This window comes from Burkholderia cepacia (genome assembly GCF_029962485.1).
Classification (GTDB): Bacteria; Pseudomonadota; Gammaproteobacteria; order Burkholderiales; family Burkholderiaceae; genus Burkholderia.
This window is the reverse complement of the sequence record NZ_CP073637.1, coordinates 2434375-2449045: the sequence shown is the minus strand read 5'-3', so window position 1 is coordinate 2449045 and position 14671 is coordinate 2434375. Positions and strand designations below refer to the sequence as shown.

At 67.1% G+C, this 14671-nt stretch carries 13 protein-coding genes and 1 tRNA gene; 12 read left to right on the top strand and 2 right to left on the bottom strand.

Annotation, left to right across the window (positions count from 1 at the left end; translation table 11 throughout):
* Nucleotides 1-2: 2 nt before the first annotated feature.
* The 9 genes from hutC to KEC55_RS11355 all read left to right on the top strand — a co-directional run bounded on the left by hutC (nt 3) and on the right by KEC55_RS11355 (nt 10890).
* Nucleotides 3-698, top strand: coding sequence for a histidine utilization repressor (gene hutC, locus KEC55_RS11395; protein WP_047898531.1), 696 nt, complete (start codon nt 3-5; stop codon nt 696-698).
* 39 nt (nt 699-737) lie between these two features.
* Nucleotides 738-2426 carry a urocanate hydratase gene (gene hutU, locus KEC55_RS11390; RefSeq protein WP_176051611.1) on the top strand — a complete coding sequence of 563 codons (1689 nt, stop codon included), beginning with the start codon at nt 738-740 and terminating at the stop codon, nt 2424-2426.
* Nucleotides 2427-2428: 2 nt separating this feature from the next.
* Nucleotides 2429-3040 carry a HutD/Ves family protein gene (locus tag KEC55_RS11385; RefSeq protein ID WP_282505557.1) on the top strand — a complete coding sequence of 204 codons (612 nt, stop codon included), beginning with the start codon at nt 2429-2431 and terminating at the stop codon, nt 3038-3040.
* A 4-nt stretch (nt 3041-3044) separates the two neighbouring features.
* Nucleotides 3045-4268: an imidazolonepropionase gene (hutI, locus tag KEC55_RS11380; RefSeq protein ID WP_282505556.1), complete on the top strand. Its 1224-nt coding sequence runs from the start codon at nt 3045-3047 to the stop codon at nt 4266-4268.
* 57 nt (nt 4269-4325) lie between these two features.
* Entirely contained in the window at nt 4326-5702 is a 1377-nt protein-coding gene (locus tag KEC55_RS11375) for a formimidoylglutamate deiminase (RefSeq protein WP_282505555.1), read from the top strand.
* A gap of 59 nt (nt 5703-5761) precedes the next feature.
* The gene (hutG, locus tag KEC55_RS11370) at nt 5762-6559 is read left to right on the top strand and encodes an N-formylglutamate deformylase (protein WP_176051615.1); all 798 of its coding nucleotides are present in this window, start codon (nt 5762-5764) and stop codon (nt 6557-6559) included.
* Nucleotides 6560-7310: 751 nt separating this feature from the next.
* Nucleotides 7311-8117 (top strand): gamma-glutamyl-gamma-aminobutyrate hydrolase family protein, encoded by an 807-nt coding sequence (locus KEC55_RS11365; protein WP_282505554.1) that lies wholly within the window; start codon nt 7311-7313, stop codon nt 8115-8117.
* A 12-nt stretch (nt 8118-8129) separates the two neighbouring features.
* Complete coding sequence (locus KEC55_RS11360; RefSeq protein ID WP_282505553.1) at nt 8130-9467, top strand: glutamine synthetase family protein; 1338 nt, start codon at nt 8130-8132, stop codon at nt 9465-9467.
* 28 nt (nt 9468-9495) lie between these two features.
* A complete protein-coding gene (locus tag KEC55_RS11355; RefSeq protein ID WP_282505552.1) occupies nt 9496-10890 on the top strand; it encodes an aspartate aminotransferase family protein in 1395 nt (464 codons plus the stop codon).
* Nucleotides 10891-11012: 122 nt separating this feature from the next.
* Here the strand turns inward: KEC55_RS11355 and KEC55_RS11350 are convergent.
* Together KEC55_RS11350 and KEC55_RS11345 are read right to left on the bottom strand one after the other, a co-directional pair.
* Nucleotides 11013-11087, bottom strand: a tRNA-Val gene (locus tag KEC55_RS11350).
* 82 nt (nt 11088-11169) lie between these two features.
* Entirely contained in the window at nt 11170-11652 is a 483-nt protein-coding gene (locus tag KEC55_RS11345) for an Lrp/AsnC family transcriptional regulator (protein ID WP_282505551.1), read from the bottom strand.
* Between the two features lie 191 nt (nt 11653-11843).
* Between KEC55_RS11345 and KEC55_RS11340 the strand changes: the two genes are divergently transcribed.
* The 3 genes from KEC55_RS11340 to KEC55_RS11330 all read left to right on the top strand — a co-directional run bounded on the left by KEC55_RS11340 (nt 11844) and on the right by KEC55_RS11330 (nt 14617).
* A complete protein-coding gene (locus KEC55_RS11340) occupies nt 11844-13058 on the top strand; it encodes an amino acid aminotransferase (RefSeq protein ID WP_282507519.1) in 1215 nt (404 codons plus the stop codon).
* A gap of 31 nt (nt 13059-13089) precedes the next feature.
* On the top strand, nt 13090-13476 hold the full coding sequence (locus tag KEC55_RS11335; RefSeq protein WP_282505550.1) for a RidA family protein: 387 nt from the start codon (nt 13090-13092) through the stop codon (nt 13474-13476).
* Nucleotides 13477-13546: 70 nt separating this feature from the next.
* Nucleotides 13547-14617: a porin gene (locus tag KEC55_RS11330; protein ID WP_432625385.1), complete on the top strand. Its 1071-nt coding sequence runs from the start codon at nt 13547-13549 to the stop codon at nt 14615-14617.
* The last annotated feature ends 54 nt before the right edge of the window (nt 14618-14671 follow it).

Genomic DNA, 14671 nt, shown 5'->3' with positions numbered 1-14671 from the left:
CGATGAGCGCGCCGGTCTACCAGGAGATCAAGGATTTCATCCTGGGCCGCATCCACGCCGGCGAGTGGGAGGAGGGCGATCAGGTGCCGTCCGAGAACGAGCTGGCGCGCGAATTCAAGGTGGCGCGCATGACCGTCAACCGCGCGCTGCGCGAGTTGACGGCCGAGCAGGTGCTCACGCGCATGAAGGGCGCGGGCACCTACGTCGCGCGGCCGAAGTACGAGTCGACGCTGGTGGCGATCCGCAGCATCTCCGAGGAAGTCGGCGCACGCGGGCATGCGTATCACGCCAGCGTGCTCGGTCTCGATACGATCCGCGCCGACGAGGCGCTCGCCGACGAGATGCAGGTAGCCGTGCGCGCAAAGCTGTTTCATTCGCAGGTGCTGCACTTCGAGAACGACGAGCCCGTGCAGCTCGAAGAACGGTGGGTGAATCCGGCGGTCGCGCCGGATTACGCCGAGCAGGATTTCACGAACACGACGCCGAACCTGTACCTGATGCGCGCGGCCCCGCTGCAGCGCGTCGAGTACCGGATCGAAGCGGCGGCCCCGGCGCCGGAGCGGCGCGAGCAGCTGCGGATGGACGACGTCGAGCCGTGTCTGGTTTTACATCGGCGCACCTGGTCGCAGGGCGTCGTCGCCTCGGTGGCGAATCTGTGGCATCCCGGCAGCCGTTATCGCTTCACCGGGCATTTCTGATTCCTATTTGATAGTCATTTTCCTTCGGGAGCAGTCGTCATGAACCATCCGAAACACATCGATCCCCGTCTCGATCCGACGCGCACGATCCGCGCGCCGCGCGGCAGCGAGAAAGTCTGCAAGACCTGGTTGGCCGAAGCGGCCTACCGGATGATCCAGAACAACCTCGACCCGGAAGTCGCCGAGCATCCGCATGCGCTCGTCGTGTACGGCGGCATCGGCCGCGCGGCGCGCAACTGGGAATGCTACGACCAGATCCTCGCGTCGCTGAAGGATCTCGAGGAAAACGAAACGCTGCTGATTCAATCGGGCAAGCCGGTCGGTGTGTTCCGCACGCACAAGGATGCGCCGCGCGTGCTGCTGGCGAACTCGAACCTCGTGCCGCACTGGGCGAACTGGGATCACTTCCACGAGCTCGACCGCAAGGGCCTGATGATGTACGGCCAGATGACGGCCGGCAGCTGGATCTACATCGGCAGCCAGGGCATCGTTCAGGGCACCTACGAAACGTTCTTCTCGGTTGCGAACCAGCACTTCAACGGCGACCCGTCGGGCCGCTGGATCCTGACGGGCGGCCTCGGCGGCATGGGCGGCGCGCAGCCGCTGGCCGCGACGATGGCCGGCTTCTCGATGATCGCGGTCGAATGCGACGAGACGCGCATCGACTTCCGCCTGAAGACGCGTTACGTCGACAAGAAGGCGACGACGCTCGACGAAGCGCTCGGCATGATCGAGGAAGCGAAGCGCGACGGCAAGCCCGTGTCGATCGGCCTGCTCGGCAACGCGGCCGACGTGTTCCCGGAACTCGTCAAGCGCGGCATCACGCCGGACTGCGTGACCGACCAGACGAGCGCGCACGACCCGATCAACGGCTACCTGCCGCAAGGCTGGACCGTCGCGCAATGGCGCGAAGCGCAGAAGGTCGATCCGCAGAGCATCGTGAAGGTTGCGAAGCAGTCGATGGCCGTCCAGGTGCAGGCGATGCTGGATCTGCAGGAACGCGGCGCGGCGACGCTCGACTACGGTAACAACATCCGCCAGATGGCGCTGGAAATGGGCGTCGAGAACGCGTTCGACTTCCCGGGCTTCGTGCCGGCGTACATCCGTCCGCTGTTCTGCGAAGGCAAGGGCCCGTTCCGCTGGGTCGCGCTGTCGGGCGATCCGGAAGACATCTACAAGACCGACCAGAAGGTGAAGGAGCTGATCCCCGACGATCCGCACCTGCACAACTGGCTCGACATGGCACGTGAGCGCATCGCGTTCCAGGGCCTGCCGGCGCGGATCTGCTGGGTCGGCGTGAAGGATCGCTATCGCCTCGGCCAGGCGTTCAACGAGATGGTCAAGAACGGCGAACTGAAGGCCCCGATCGTGATCGGCCGCGACCACCTCGACACGGGTTCGGTCGCGAGCCCGAACCGCGAGACGGAATCGATGAAGGACGGTTCGGACGCGGTCAGCGACTGGCCGCTGCTGAACGCACTGCTGAACACGGCAGGCGGCGCATCATGGGTGTCGCTGCACCACGGCGGCGGTGTCGGCATGGGCTTCTCGCAGCACTCGGGCGTCGTGATCGTCGCCGACGGTACGGCTGAAGCGCACGAGCGGCTCGGTCGCGTGCTGCTGAACGATCCGGCGACGGGCGTGATGCGCCATGCGGATGCCGGCTACGAACTCGCGCAGCAGACGGCCCGCGAAGCCGGCCTGAAGCTGCCGATGCTCGGCCGCTGAGCATGACGGCGCTCGACCAGGCGCCGGTGAACGCGACGATGATCCGCGCAGCGGATCTCGTCGCGTCGCCGTGGAAGAACGGCGGCGGCGTGACGCGCGAGATCGGTGCGTTCCCGCCGGGCGCCGCGCTCGATGCATTCGCGTGGCGCGTGAGCGTCGCGGACGTCGGCACGGCCGGGCCGTTCTCGCGTTTCGACGGGATCGACCGCACGCTCGTGCTGCTGTCCGGCGCGGGCATGACGCTCGCCGAAGCGGGCGGGGCGCAGCACGTGCTCGACGCGCCGCTGGCCCGTGCGGATTTCGCAGGGGAAGCTACGATCGACGCGACGCTGCACGACGGCGCGACGCGCGACTTCAACCTGATGACGCGCCGCTCGGCCGTGCGCGGTGCGCTCGACGTGTGGCGCGCAGGCGCGCACGCCGTTGCGCACGCCGATACCGTGCTGCTGTTTTGCGCGACCGGCGCCGTCGGTGTCGACATCGACGGCACGCACTACGCACTGGAAGAAATGGACACGTTGCGGCTCGAAGGGCCGCGGCGTGCGTTTGACGTCGTCGTGAGCGGTAGCGGCGCGCTGCTCGCCGTATCGCTCGCCATCGGCGAACGAGACTGAACGCATGAAACCGACTGTCTGGCATCACCTGAGGCTGTGTCCGCACGGCCATCCCGACGAGACGATTGACGACGCGGCGATCGCCGTCGACGAAACCGGCACGATCGTCTGGCTCGGCGCGTTGTCCGCGCTGCCGCACGGTTATGCGCACTGGCAGCGCGAAGACCTGCACGGCGCGTGGGTGACGCCGGGTCTCGTCGATTGCCATACGCACCTCGTGTACGGCGGCACGCGTGCGGACGAATTCGCGCAGCGCCTCGCGGGCGTCAGCTATGAGGAAATCGCGCGGCAGGGCGGCGGGATCGTCTCGACGGTGCGCGCGACACGTGCGGCCGACGAGACGACGCTGTTCGTGCAGGCCGCCGCGCGCCTGCAGCCGCTGCTCGCCGAAGGCGTGACCGCGATCGAGATCAAGTCGGGCTACGGGCTCGACCTCGCGAGCGAACGCAAGATGCTGCGCGTCGCACGCCAGCTCGGCGAGCGCTTCCCGGTCACGGTGTACACGACCTTCCTCGGCGCGCATGCGCTGCCGCCCGAATACGCGGGCCGTGCGGACGCGTACATCGACGAAGTGTGCGACCGGATGCTGCCGGCGCTGGCCGATGAAGGCCTCGTCGACGCGGTCGACGTGTTCTGCGAACGCATCGGCTTCTCGCTCGCACAGACGGAGCGCGTGTTCGAGGCCGCGACGCGGCGCGGGCTGCCCGTGAAGCTGCATGCGGAGCAATTGTCGAACGCGGGCGGCACGGCTTTGGCCGCGCGTTACCGCGCGCTGTCCGCCGACCACCTCGAGTTTCTCGACGAAGCCGGCATCGAGGCGATGAAGGCGGCCGGCACGGTCGCCGTGCTGCTGCCCGGCGCGTATTACTTCATCCGCGAGACGCAACTGCCGCCGATCGAACTGCTGCGCAAGCACGGCGTGCCGATCGCACTCGCGACCGATCACAACCCCGGCACGTCGCCGCTCGAATCGCTGCTGCTGACGTTGAACCTGGGCTGCACGCTGTTCCGCATGACGGTGCCCGAAGTGCTGCAGGGCGTGACGCGCCATGCAGCCGCGGCGCTCGGCCGCGCGGATCGCCACGGCGCGCTCGAAGTCGGCCGGCAGGCCGATTTCGCCGCATGGTCGGTCGGCTCGCTGTCGGAGCTCGCGTACTGGATCGGCCGGCCGCTGTGCGAGCAGGTCGTTCGCGGCGGCTCGACCGTGTTTCGCCGGATGAACGGATAGTTTTGCAGGGGGCCGGGCACGTTCGCGTGTGATCCGGCCGCTCGACAAGGAATCAGAATGACCGACACCATGTTGTTCGCGGACCATGCATACCTGCCCGACGGCTGGCGCCGCAATGTGCTGCTGCGCTGGGACGCGGCCGGCACGCTGACCGGCGTGATGCCCGATACCGATGCGCCGGCAGGCGTCGCGCGTGCGGCCGGGCCGGTGATGCCCGGCATGCCGAACCTGCATTCGCACGCATTCCAGCGCGCGATGGCGGGGCTCACCGAATACCGCGCGAATCCCGCCGACAGCTTCTGGAGCTGGCGCGACCTGATGTACCGATTCGCGCTGAAGATCACGCCTGACGCGCTCGCGGCGATCGCACGCTGGCTGTATGTCGAGATGCTCAAGTGCGGCTACACGTCGGTGTGCGAATTCCATTACGTGCATCACGCACAGGATGGCTCGCGCTATCCGCAGATCGCGGAGCTGGGCACGCGCGTGATCGATGCCGCACGCTCGGCCGGCATCGGCATCACGATGCTGCCCGTGTCGTACCAGTTCGCCGGCTTCGGCAACAAGCCGCCGCGCGACGACCAGCGCCGCTTCATCAACACGCCCGACGGCCTGCTCGAACTACTCGACACGATGCGTCGCGCGGCGCCCGAGCACGGCGGCCTGCGCTATGGCGTGGCGCCGCACTCGCTGCGCGCGGTGTCGGAGAACGGCTTGCGCACGCTGATCGACGGGCTGCCCGACGACGCACCTGTTCACATCCATATCGCCGAGCAGACGGCCGAAGTCGACGACTGCGTGCGCGCATACGGCGCGCGTCCCGTCCAGTGGCTGCTCGACCGATTCGACGTCGATGCGCGCTGGTGCCTCGTGCACGCGACGCACGTCGATGCGGCCGAAACGGCCGCGCTCGCAAAGCGTCGTGCGGTCGCCGGCCTGTGCCTGACGACCGAAGCGAACCTCGGCGACGGTGTGTTCCCGGCCGTCGACTATCTCGCGCAGGGCGGCGTGATCGGCGTCGGCTCGGACAGCCACGCATCGGTCGACTGGCGCTCGGAGCTGCGCCTGCTCGAATACGGGCAGCGGCTCGTGCATCGCGCGCGCAACGTGCTGGCGAGCGAGTCGCAGGCGCATGTCGCCGATCGTTTGTTCGACGCATCGCTCGCGGGCGGCGCACAGGCAAGCGGGCGGCGCGTCGGTGCGCTGCGCGAAGGCTGCCGTGCCGACTGGCTCGTGCTCGATCGCGATCATCCGGCGATCGCCGAACACGACAGCACGTCGTGGCTGTCGGGTATCGTGTTCGCCGAGCATGGCGATACACCCGTGCTCGACGTCTACACGGGCGGCGAGCGCGTCGTGAGCGGCCGCCGCCATCGCGACGAAGCCGCTGCGTATGCCGACTACCGCGCCGCGCTGGCGCAACTGCTGCGCTGACGCGCGGCAACCGGCGCACGCCGCGCGCGTGCGCCGGCAGACTCTTACGGTGATGCGACATGACTGAACAACCGGCTGTATTCACGCTGAAGCAGGGCACGCTGCCGCTGCTGATCTCGATTCCGCACGCAGGCACGCACATCCCCGACGACATCGCCGCGACGATGACGCCCGACGCGCGGTTCGTCGACGATTGCGACTGGCATCTCGAGCGGCTGTACGGCTTCGCGGCCGATCTCGGCGCATCGATCCTCGTGCCGTCGCACGCGCGTTACGTCGTCGACCTGAACCGTCCGCCCGACAACGAGAACCTGTATCCGGGCCAGGACACCACCGGGCTCGTGCCGGTCGATACGTTCGACAAGGCGCCGCTCTATCCGGCGAACGCGCTGCCCGGCAACGACGAGATCATGCGCCGCCGCGACCGCTACTGGCTGCCGTATCACGACGCGCTGCAGGGCGAGATTGCACGCCTGAAGCGCGAGCACGGCCGCGTGCTCGTGTGGGAAGCGCATTCGATCCGCTCGCATGTGCCGCGCTTCTTCGAAGGCCGCCTGCCGGACTTCAATTTCGGCACGTCGAGCGGCGTGACGGCCACACCGGGCCTCGCGGAGGCACTGGCTGCGCGCGTGCTCGCGCATGGCGGCTATACGGCCATCGCGAACGGGCGCTTCAAGGGCGGCTACATCACGCGTCACTACGGCGTGCCCGACACGGGTGTCGAGGCCGTGCAGCTCGAGCTGTCGCAGATCACCTACATGGAAGAGACGCGTCCGTACGCGTACGACGAAGCGCGTGCGGCACGGATCGCACCGCTGCTGCAGACGCTCGTCGAGACTGCGCTCGCCCATCGCTGAACGCGGGACGTGCGCATGCGGCAGCGCGGCGGAGCAGGGCGTGGCGGCCCGCCAGCACGCAGCATGCGCGCCGACGCGATGCACAACACGGCATCGATCGCTGAGATCGATGCCGTTTTTTTCGTCTGATCGATGTCGTCATCGGCACCTGAAAATTTGACGCAATTTTTAGGTGATATAAGCTGAATGTCAGGAAGTCGTCACGCGCGCACCGGCGGCGAGGGCATCGACAATGCTCAAACCGCGCCGGAATCCGCTGCGAGACACCTTGCCGACGTGTCGCAGCGCGGCTTTGCCGCATGCGCTTCATCGCGACGCGTGTCCTGCCTCCTTCAGTCAGTCGAGTACGATCGTGAAAGCCGCCAGCCCTTCGATACGCCGGACGCGAAGTCCGTCGGCGGGCGCGCCGCCTCAGGCCGGGCCGAACCGGCATGCTGATTGCGGCACGCGTGCCGCCCCTTTACGCGAGCCTCGTTTCTTCGCCATTTCCCATCGCGGCCTGCGCCGCTTCAACCTCGTGACCGCGCACGTGTTCAGCGCGGTGCAGTGCGACGGCAGCGCATCCTTGTTGCCCTAGCGTCCTTTTCCGCATCCGTCCCGGGCCGCACCGCCGCTTGGCGCATCGTCCGCGCGGCAGGATCGCGCATGCGTACGCGCTGCGTGACTGCGCGTGCGTGCGGCGCAACCGCAGGCCGTCATCGTCCCGTGCGCACGCGTGTGGCGCGCGATTACCGCAGAGGGAGGGACGCTCATGCGTGCGCGCCCGATCGTAGCCGTCACCGCCGACCGCATCCTGCGCGGTGCGCATCCGAATCACACGGCCGGCGAGAAGTACCTGGCCGCGCTCGTCGACGGCGCCGGCGCGCTGGCGTTCGTGCTGCCCGCGCTCGGCGCGCGCCAGCCGGCCGAAGCCATCGTCGCGGCGGTCGACGGGTTGCTGTTTACCGGCAGCTACTCGAACGTCGAACCGCATCATTACGGCGGTGCCGCGAGCGCGCCCGACACATTGCACGACCCCGCGCGCGATGCGACCGCGCTGCCGCTGATCCGCGCGGCGATCGATGCGGGCGTGCCCGTGCTCGCGATCTGCCGCGGCATGCAGGAGCTGAACGTCGCATACGGCGGCACGCTGCATCAGCGGCTGCACGCGATGAACGGCTTCGACGATCATCGCGAACGGCCGGCCGATCCGCTCGAACGGCAGTACGGCCCCGCACACGCCGTGCAACTCGCGCCGGGCGGCCTGCTGCAGCGGATCGCGCGCGGCGCGCACGAGGCGACGGTCAATTCGCTGCACGATCAGGGCATCGCTCGCCTCGGCGCGGGGCTCGCTGTCGAGGCGAGTGCACCCGACGGGCTCGTCGAGGCCGTCAGCGTGCGCGGCGCGCGTGCGTTCGCGCTCGGCGTGCAGTGGCATCCCGAATGGCGCTACGCGGAACAGCCGCTGTCGCGCGACATCTTCGCGGCATTCGGCGCGGCGTGCCGCGCGCGCATGACGCACCGCATTCATGCAGCCGGCGGCGCGATGGCGTCGCCGGCTGCATCCGACGTCGACTGAACGAGGCCGATCATGCAACCCGAACTGAGCGAATTCCTGCGGCAGCACCGCATCACCGAGGTCGAAGCGATCATCCCCGACATGGCCGGCATCGCGCGCGGCAAGATCATCCCGCGCAACAAGTTCGAATCCGGCGAATCGATGCGGCTGCCGCAGGCCGTGATGGTGCAGACCGTCACCGGCGACTATCCGGAGGACGGCACACTGACCGGCGTGACCGATCCCGACATGGTGTGCGTGCCCGATCCGTCGACGATTTGCCTGATCCCGTGGGCCGTCGATCCGACCGCGCAGGTGATCCACGACTGCGTGCATTTCGACGGCTCGCCGGTCGAGATCTCGCCGCGCTACGTACTGCGCCGCGTGCTCGACCTGTACAAGGAAAAGGGCTGGAAACCCGTCGTCGCGCCGGAGCTCGAGTTCTATCTCGTCGACATGAATGCCGATCCCGACCTGCCGCTGCGTCCGCCGATCGGTCGCACGGGGCGCGCGGAAACGGGCCGCCAGTCGTATTCGATCGAGGCCGTCAACGAGTTCGATCCGCTATTCGAGGACATCTACGAGTACTGCGAAATGCAGGGCCTCGATATCGAGACGCTGATCCATGAAGTCGGTGCCGCGCAGATGGAGATCAACTTCGTGCACGGCGACGCGCTGCCGTTGGCCGACCAGGTGTTCCTGTTCAAGCGCACGGTGCGCGAGGCCGCGCTGCGTCACAACATGTACGCGACTTTCATGGCCAAGCCGATGGAAAACGAACCGGGATCCGCGATGCACATTCACCAGAGCCTGGCGGACATGCACACCGGGCGGAACCTGTTCGCAGGCGAGGACGGTTCGGTGTCGCCGCTGTTCCACAGCTACCTCGCGGGGCTGCAGAGATACACGCCGGCGCTGATGCCGATCTTCGCGCCGTACATCAATTCGTACCGCCGGCTATCGCGTTTCATGGCCGCGCCGATCAACGTGCAGTGGGGCTACGACAACCGCACGGTCGGCTTCCGCATCCCGCAGTCGAGCCCTGTCGCGCGCCGCATCGAGAACCGAATTCCGGGCGTCGACTGCAACCCGTACCTCGTGTTCGCGGCAACGCTCGCCGCCGGTTATCTCGGCATGACGCAGCAACTCGCGCCGACCGAGCCGATCGCATCGGACGGTTACGACCTGCCTTACCAGTTGCCGCGCAACCTCGAAGAGGGCATCTCGTTGATGGCCGCATGCGAGCCGCTCGCCGGCATCCTGGGCGACAAGTTCGTGAAGGCTTACCTGGCATTGAAGGAAACCGAATACGAAGCGTTCTTCCGCGTGATCAGCTCGTGGGAACGCAGACATCTGCTGCTGCACGTATGAACGTGCGGCGCTGTTTTACGGAGGAAACATGATCGATCGAAACGAAGCCTTCTCGCCGCACTCGACCGCCGAATACCGCGCGCTCGACGCCGCGCACCACATCCACCCGTTCTCGGACATGGGCGCGCTGAACCGCGCCGGCAGCCGCGTGATCGTGAAGGCCGACGGCGTCTACCTGTGGGATTCGGAAGGCAACAAGGTCATCGACGGCATGGCCGGCCTGTGGTGCGTGAATGTCGGCTACGGCCGCAAGGAACTCGCCGACGCCGCGTATCGCCAGCTGCAGGAACTGCCGTTCTACAACACGTTCTTCAAGACCACGCACCCGCCGGTGATCGACCTCTCCGCGATGCTCGCGGAAGTCACGCCGGCCGGCTTCAACCACTTCTTCTATTGCAACAGCGGCTCGGAAGGCAACGACACCGTGCTGCGCCTCGTGCACCAGTACTGGCGCGTGCAGGGCAAGCCGCAGAAGAAATACGTGATCTCGCGCAAGAACGGCTACCACGGCTCGACGATCGCAGGCGGCACGCTCGGCGGGATGGGCTACATGCACGAGCAGATGCCCTCGAAGGTCGAGCACATCGTGCACATCGACCAGCCGTATTTCTTCGGCGAAGCGCAGCCGGGCGAGACGCCGGAAGCGTTCGGCCTCGCGCGCGCGCAGCAGCTCGAAGCGAAGATTCTCGAACTCGGCGCGGAGAACGTCGCCGCGTTCATCGGTGAGCCGTTCCAGGGCGCGGGCGGCGTGATCTTCCCGCCGTCGACGTACTGGCCGGAAATCCAGCGGATCTGCCGCAAGTACGACATCCTGCTCGTGGCCGACGAGGTGATCGGCGGCTTCGGCCGGACCGGCGAATGGTTCGCGCACCAGCACTTCGGCTTCGAGCCGGATCTGATCACGATGGCCAAGGGCCTCACGTCGGGCTACGTGCCGATGGGCGCGGTCGGCATTCACGAGCGCGTGGCGCGGCCGATCATCGACAACGGCGAATTCAATCACGGGCTCACGTACTCGGGCCACCCGGTGGCGGCGGCCGTCGCGGTCGCGAACCTGAAGCTGCTGCGCGACGAAGGGATCGTCGAGCGCGTGAAGAACGACATCGGGCCGTATTTCCAGCGCCGGCTGCGCGACGCGCTGGGTGATCATCCGGTCGTCGGCGAGATTGCGGGTACGGGGCTGGTCGCGGGCGTTCAGCTTGCGCGCGATCGCGGCCGGCGCGAGCGGTTCGGTGCGGATGTCGATATTGGCACGATCTGCCGCGACTTCTGCTTCAACGGCAACCTGATCATGCGCGCGACGGGCGACCGGATGTTGCTGTCGCCGCCGCTCGTGATTCGTGAGGCGGAGGTCGACGAGATCGTCGATAAGGCGAAGCGCGCGTTCGATGCGACGGCGGAGCGGGTGGGGCACGCACGGTAAGTCCGTGCAGCGTGCGTGGTGTGGTTCCGGGACGGCATTGCCGCCCGGATGTGCACGCTTTGACGAGTGCGACACCAAAACGAAAAGGCCCTGCGTCGTGAGACGCAGGGCCTTGAATTCTTTGGTGGGCGGTACTGGGATCGAACCAGTGACCCCTGCCGTGTGAAGGCAGTGCTCTACCGCTGAGCTAACCGCCCAAAGAAGCTGAAATTATGTCAGTGCTTTGAGGGTCTGTAAAGTACTTTCTGCAAATATTTTTCAGGCCCGCGCAACGATCGGTCAGCCGGCCGTCGACGGCTCGACGAGATCCAGGATCGACCCGTCGCGCTTGAGCGTCGCGAGCACGATGCTCGAGTTGATCGACATCACGCCCGCGGCGCGGTGCAGCCGGTTGATCACGAAATCCGAATAGTGATCGAGGTCGCGCGCGCGAACCGCCAGCACGTAGTTCGACCCGCCCGTGACGATCTGCGCCGCGATGACCTCCGGCCACTGCTGGATCGCTTCCACGAACCGGTCGTGCCACTCGGGTACGTCAGGCCGCATCGACACATGCACGAGCGCCTCGAACGCGACGCCGACTTTCTTCGGCTCGATCGCGCAGCGATACCCGGTAATGGCGCCGCGTTCCTCCAGCAGTTTCACGCGCCGCAGGCATGCCGACGGCGACAGCGCGACCGCGTTCGCGAGGTCCTGATTGCTGATGCGTCCGTCCCGTTCGAGGTGCCGGAGGATCCGCATATCGGTTCGATCCAGAGTCATTTCGCAGAATCCGGTGAATTTTGAGAATGGATCCGCAGACTCTACTGCAATCTGGCGAGTTCGTCATCGAAAAGTGAAGCTCATTCTATTTCGTCCTCGATAACATGCGCCCCATGTCCCGACTGCCCATCCCGGCGCAACGTGATGCCGCCGGTCGCGCCGCTGCTTTCAACCTCTACCGCCATTTCGCCATGTACGAACACATTCCCGCCTACCCGGGCGATCCGATCCTGTCGCTGTTCCAGGCCTTCCAGCAGGATGCGCATCCGCACAAGGTCAACCTGAGCATCGGTCTCTACTACGACGACACGGGCCGGATTCCGGTTCTCGGCAGCACGCGCATCGCGGCCGAGCGTCTGCGCGAAGCCGGCGCGCCGCACACCTATCTGCCGATGGAGGGGCTTGCCGCGTATCGGCAGGGCGTGCAGCGCCTCGTGTTCGGCGACGACTGCGCGGCGCTCGCGGAAGGGCGCATCGCGACGCTTCAGACTCTCGGCGGATCGGGCGCGATCCGGCTCGGCGCGGAATTCGTGAAGCGCTATTTCCCCGACAGTGCGATCTGGATCAGCGACCCGACGTGGGACAACCACCGCGTGATCTTCTCGGCCGCCGGCCTCGACGTGCATACGTATCCGTACTACGACGCATTGCGCAATGACATCCGCGTCGACGCGATGCTTGCCGCGCTCGATGCGTTGCCGGCGCGCAGCGTCGTGCTGCTGCAGCCGTGCTGCCACAACCCGACGGGGCTCGACCTCGGCCGCGACGCGTGGCGCGCGGTGATCGACGTGCTCGCGCGGCGCGGGCTGATTCCGTTTCTCGACATGGCGTACCAGGGCTTCGGCGACGGTCTCGCCGACGACGCGTGGGCCGTGCGCGCGATCGTCGATGCCGGGTTGCCCGCGATCGTCGGCAATTCGTTTTCGAAGAACTTCTCGCTGTACGGCGAGCGCGTCGGCGGGCTGTCGGTCGTCTGCGCGAACGCGGGCGAGGCCGCGACGGTGCTGAGTCAGTTGCAGGCCGGCGTGCGCCGCACCTATTCGAGCCCACCGCTGTTCGGCGCGCAACTCGTGTCGACCGTGCTGAACGACGACGCGCTGCGCGCGCGCTGGGAAGACGAGGTCGCGCAGGTGCGCACGCGCATCAAGCGGATGCGCGGCGAACTGAAGGCGCGGCTCGATGCGCGGCTGCCAGACCGTGCGTTCGACGCACTCGTCGCGCAGCGCGGGATGTTCAGCTACACGGGCATGGCAGCGACCGACGTCGACCGGTTGCGTGCATCGCACGGCGTCTATCTGCTGCGCTCCGGCCGCATGTGCATCGCTGGCCTGAACGATGCGAATGTCGACCACGTCGCCAACGCGATCGCCGATGTGCTCGGCGGCGCGTCGCGGCAGGCCGCCTGAATGTCCCGGTCCCGATCACAAGGAGGACACGATGGCTGAAACGATTCCGGTCGACCTGCCGCAGCTCGCACAACCTTTCTCGTGGGCGACCCGCGCCGGCGGGTTGATGTTTACGGGGCACGGGCCGGTCGACGCATCCGGTGCGATCGCCGGCGACACGATGACCGAACAGGCGCGCATCACGCTCGCGAATCTCGCGAAGGCCGTCGCGGCGGCCGGCGCGACGATGGACGACGTCGCGCAGGTGCTCGTCTACCTGTCCGACGTGAAGGCGATGCCCGAATTCGACGCCGAATACCGGCGCCACTTTCGCGAACCGTATCCGAACCGGACGTGCGTCGGCGTGCAGGGTTTCGCGCATCCGGCGATGCGCGTCGAACTCGTCGCGTACGTCGCGCTGCCTGTGGCGCACACCTAGCAGGAACACCGCATTGCGTGGCGCGCAGTCACGCAATCATCGACAAACGACAACAGGACTGGAGGAGAACATGAGGACAATCCATAAATTCGCACTGCCAATGATGGCCGGTGCGCTTGCCGCGAGCGGCGCGATGGCGCAGAGCAGCGTGACGCTGTACGGAATCGTCGACCAGAGCATTCGCTACACGACGCATGCCGACGCGTCGAACGGTGCGAGCGTGCAGATGACCAACGGCGCGATCACGAACAGCCGCTGGGGGCTGAAGGGCAGCGAAGCGCTCGGCGGCGGGCTGAAGGCGATCTTCCAGCTCGAGAGCGGCTTCGAGCCGCAGAACGGGCAGCTCGACGGCGCGCTGTTCGGTCGCTACGCGTATGTCGGTCTTGCGAGCGACTGGGGTACCGTGAAGCTCGGCCGCCAGGCGACCGAGGCGTTCAACCTGTTCGGCGATCTCGATCCGCTGACGGTCGGCAACTACACGGCCAACATGTGGCCGTATTTCCTCACGCAAGGCCGTGCGAGCAACGTCGTCAGCTACGACGGCACGTTCGGCGGGTTGAACGTCGGCGCGAGCTACGGCTTCGGCGGCGTCGCGGGCAGCCTTGGCGCGAATGCGTATTGGGGCACGCACGTGTCGTACACGCAGGGCGGGCTGATGGTCGGCGCGACGTACCAGCAGGTGCGGGACCTGAGCAGCCGCGCGCAGCAGGCGTGGGGCGCGGGCGCGCGCTACGCGTTCGGCGCGGCGACGCTGTACGCGGGCTATCTCGGCGGCATCGATCGTACGGGCATGCTCGACCAGCAACTGCTGAACGCGCCGGGCCGCGACGTGACCTACGGTGCGTTCGCGGACAACCCGCGTCGCGACGCGATCTTCTATACGGGTGCGAGCGTCAAGGTCACGCCGGCCGTGTCGGTGACGGGCGTCGCGTATTACGACGACATCCGCAACGTCAACGGCGTGGCCGGTAACGGCGGCAAGCGCTACACGGGCGTGCTCGAGGCCGAGTACGCTTTGTCGAAGGCAACGCAGGTCTACGCGACGGTCGACTACAACCGCGTGACGGGCGGCGCGTTCACGGAAATGCCCGGACGCGGCAACCAGACGGGCGTCGCGGCCGGCCTGCGCCACATGTTCTGAGCCCGCGGCGCGCGGCGGCCGGCCGTCCGGCGCCGGGCCGCGCGCCGTCGACAT

Excerpts from the sequence above, each read along its gene's own strand:
- KEC55_RS11330 (WP_432625385.1), top strand. The coding sequence starts at position 13,547 with ATGAGGACAATCCATAAATTCGCACTGCCAATGATGGCCGGTGCGCTT.
- KEC55_RS11385 (WP_282505557.1), top strand. The coding sequence starts at position 2,429 with ATGACGGCGCTCGACCAGGCGCCGGTGAACGCGACGATGATCCGCGCA.
- hutU (WP_176051611.1), top strand. The coding sequence starts at position 738 with ATGAACCATCCGAAACACATCGATCCCCGTCTCGATCCGACGCGCACG.
- KEC55_RS11360 (WP_282505553.1), top strand. The coding sequence starts at position 8,130 with ATGCAACCCGAACTGAGCGAATTCCTGCGGCAGCACCGCATCACCGAG.
- hutG (WP_176051615.1), top strand. The coding sequence starts at position 5,762 with ATGACTGAACAACCGGCTGTATTCACGCTGAAGCAGGGCACGCTGCCG.
- KEC55_RS11340 (WP_282507519.1), top strand. The coding sequence starts at position 11,844 with ATGTACGAACACATTCCCGCCTACCCGGGCGATCCGATCCTGTCGCTG.
- hutC (WP_047898531.1), top strand. The coding sequence starts at position 3 with ATGAGCGCGCCGGTCTACCAGGAGATCAAGGATTTCATCCTGGGCCGC.
- KEC55_RS11345 (WP_282505551.1), bottom strand. The coding sequence starts at position 11,652 with ATGACTCTGGATCGAACCGATATGCGGATCCTCCGGCACCTCGAACGG.
- KEC55_RS11375 (WP_282505555.1), top strand. The coding sequence starts at position 4,326 with ATGACCGACACCATGTTGTTCGCGGACCATGCATACCTGCCCGACGGC.
- KEC55_RS11355 (WP_282505552.1), top strand. The coding sequence starts at position 9,496 with ATGATCGATCGAAACGAAGCCTTCTCGCCGCACTCGACCGCCGAATAC.
- KEC55_RS11335 (WP_282505550.1), top strand. The coding sequence starts at position 13,090 with ATGGCTGAAACGATTCCGGTCGACCTGCCGCAGCTCGCACAACCTTTC.
- KEC55_RS11365 (WP_282505554.1), top strand. The coding sequence starts at position 7,311 with ATGCGTGCGCGCCCGATCGTAGCCGTCACCGCCGACCGCATCCTGCGC.
- hutI (WP_282505556.1), top strand. The coding sequence starts at position 3,045 with ATGAAACCGACTGTCTGGCATCACCTGAGGCTGTGTCCGCACGGCCAT.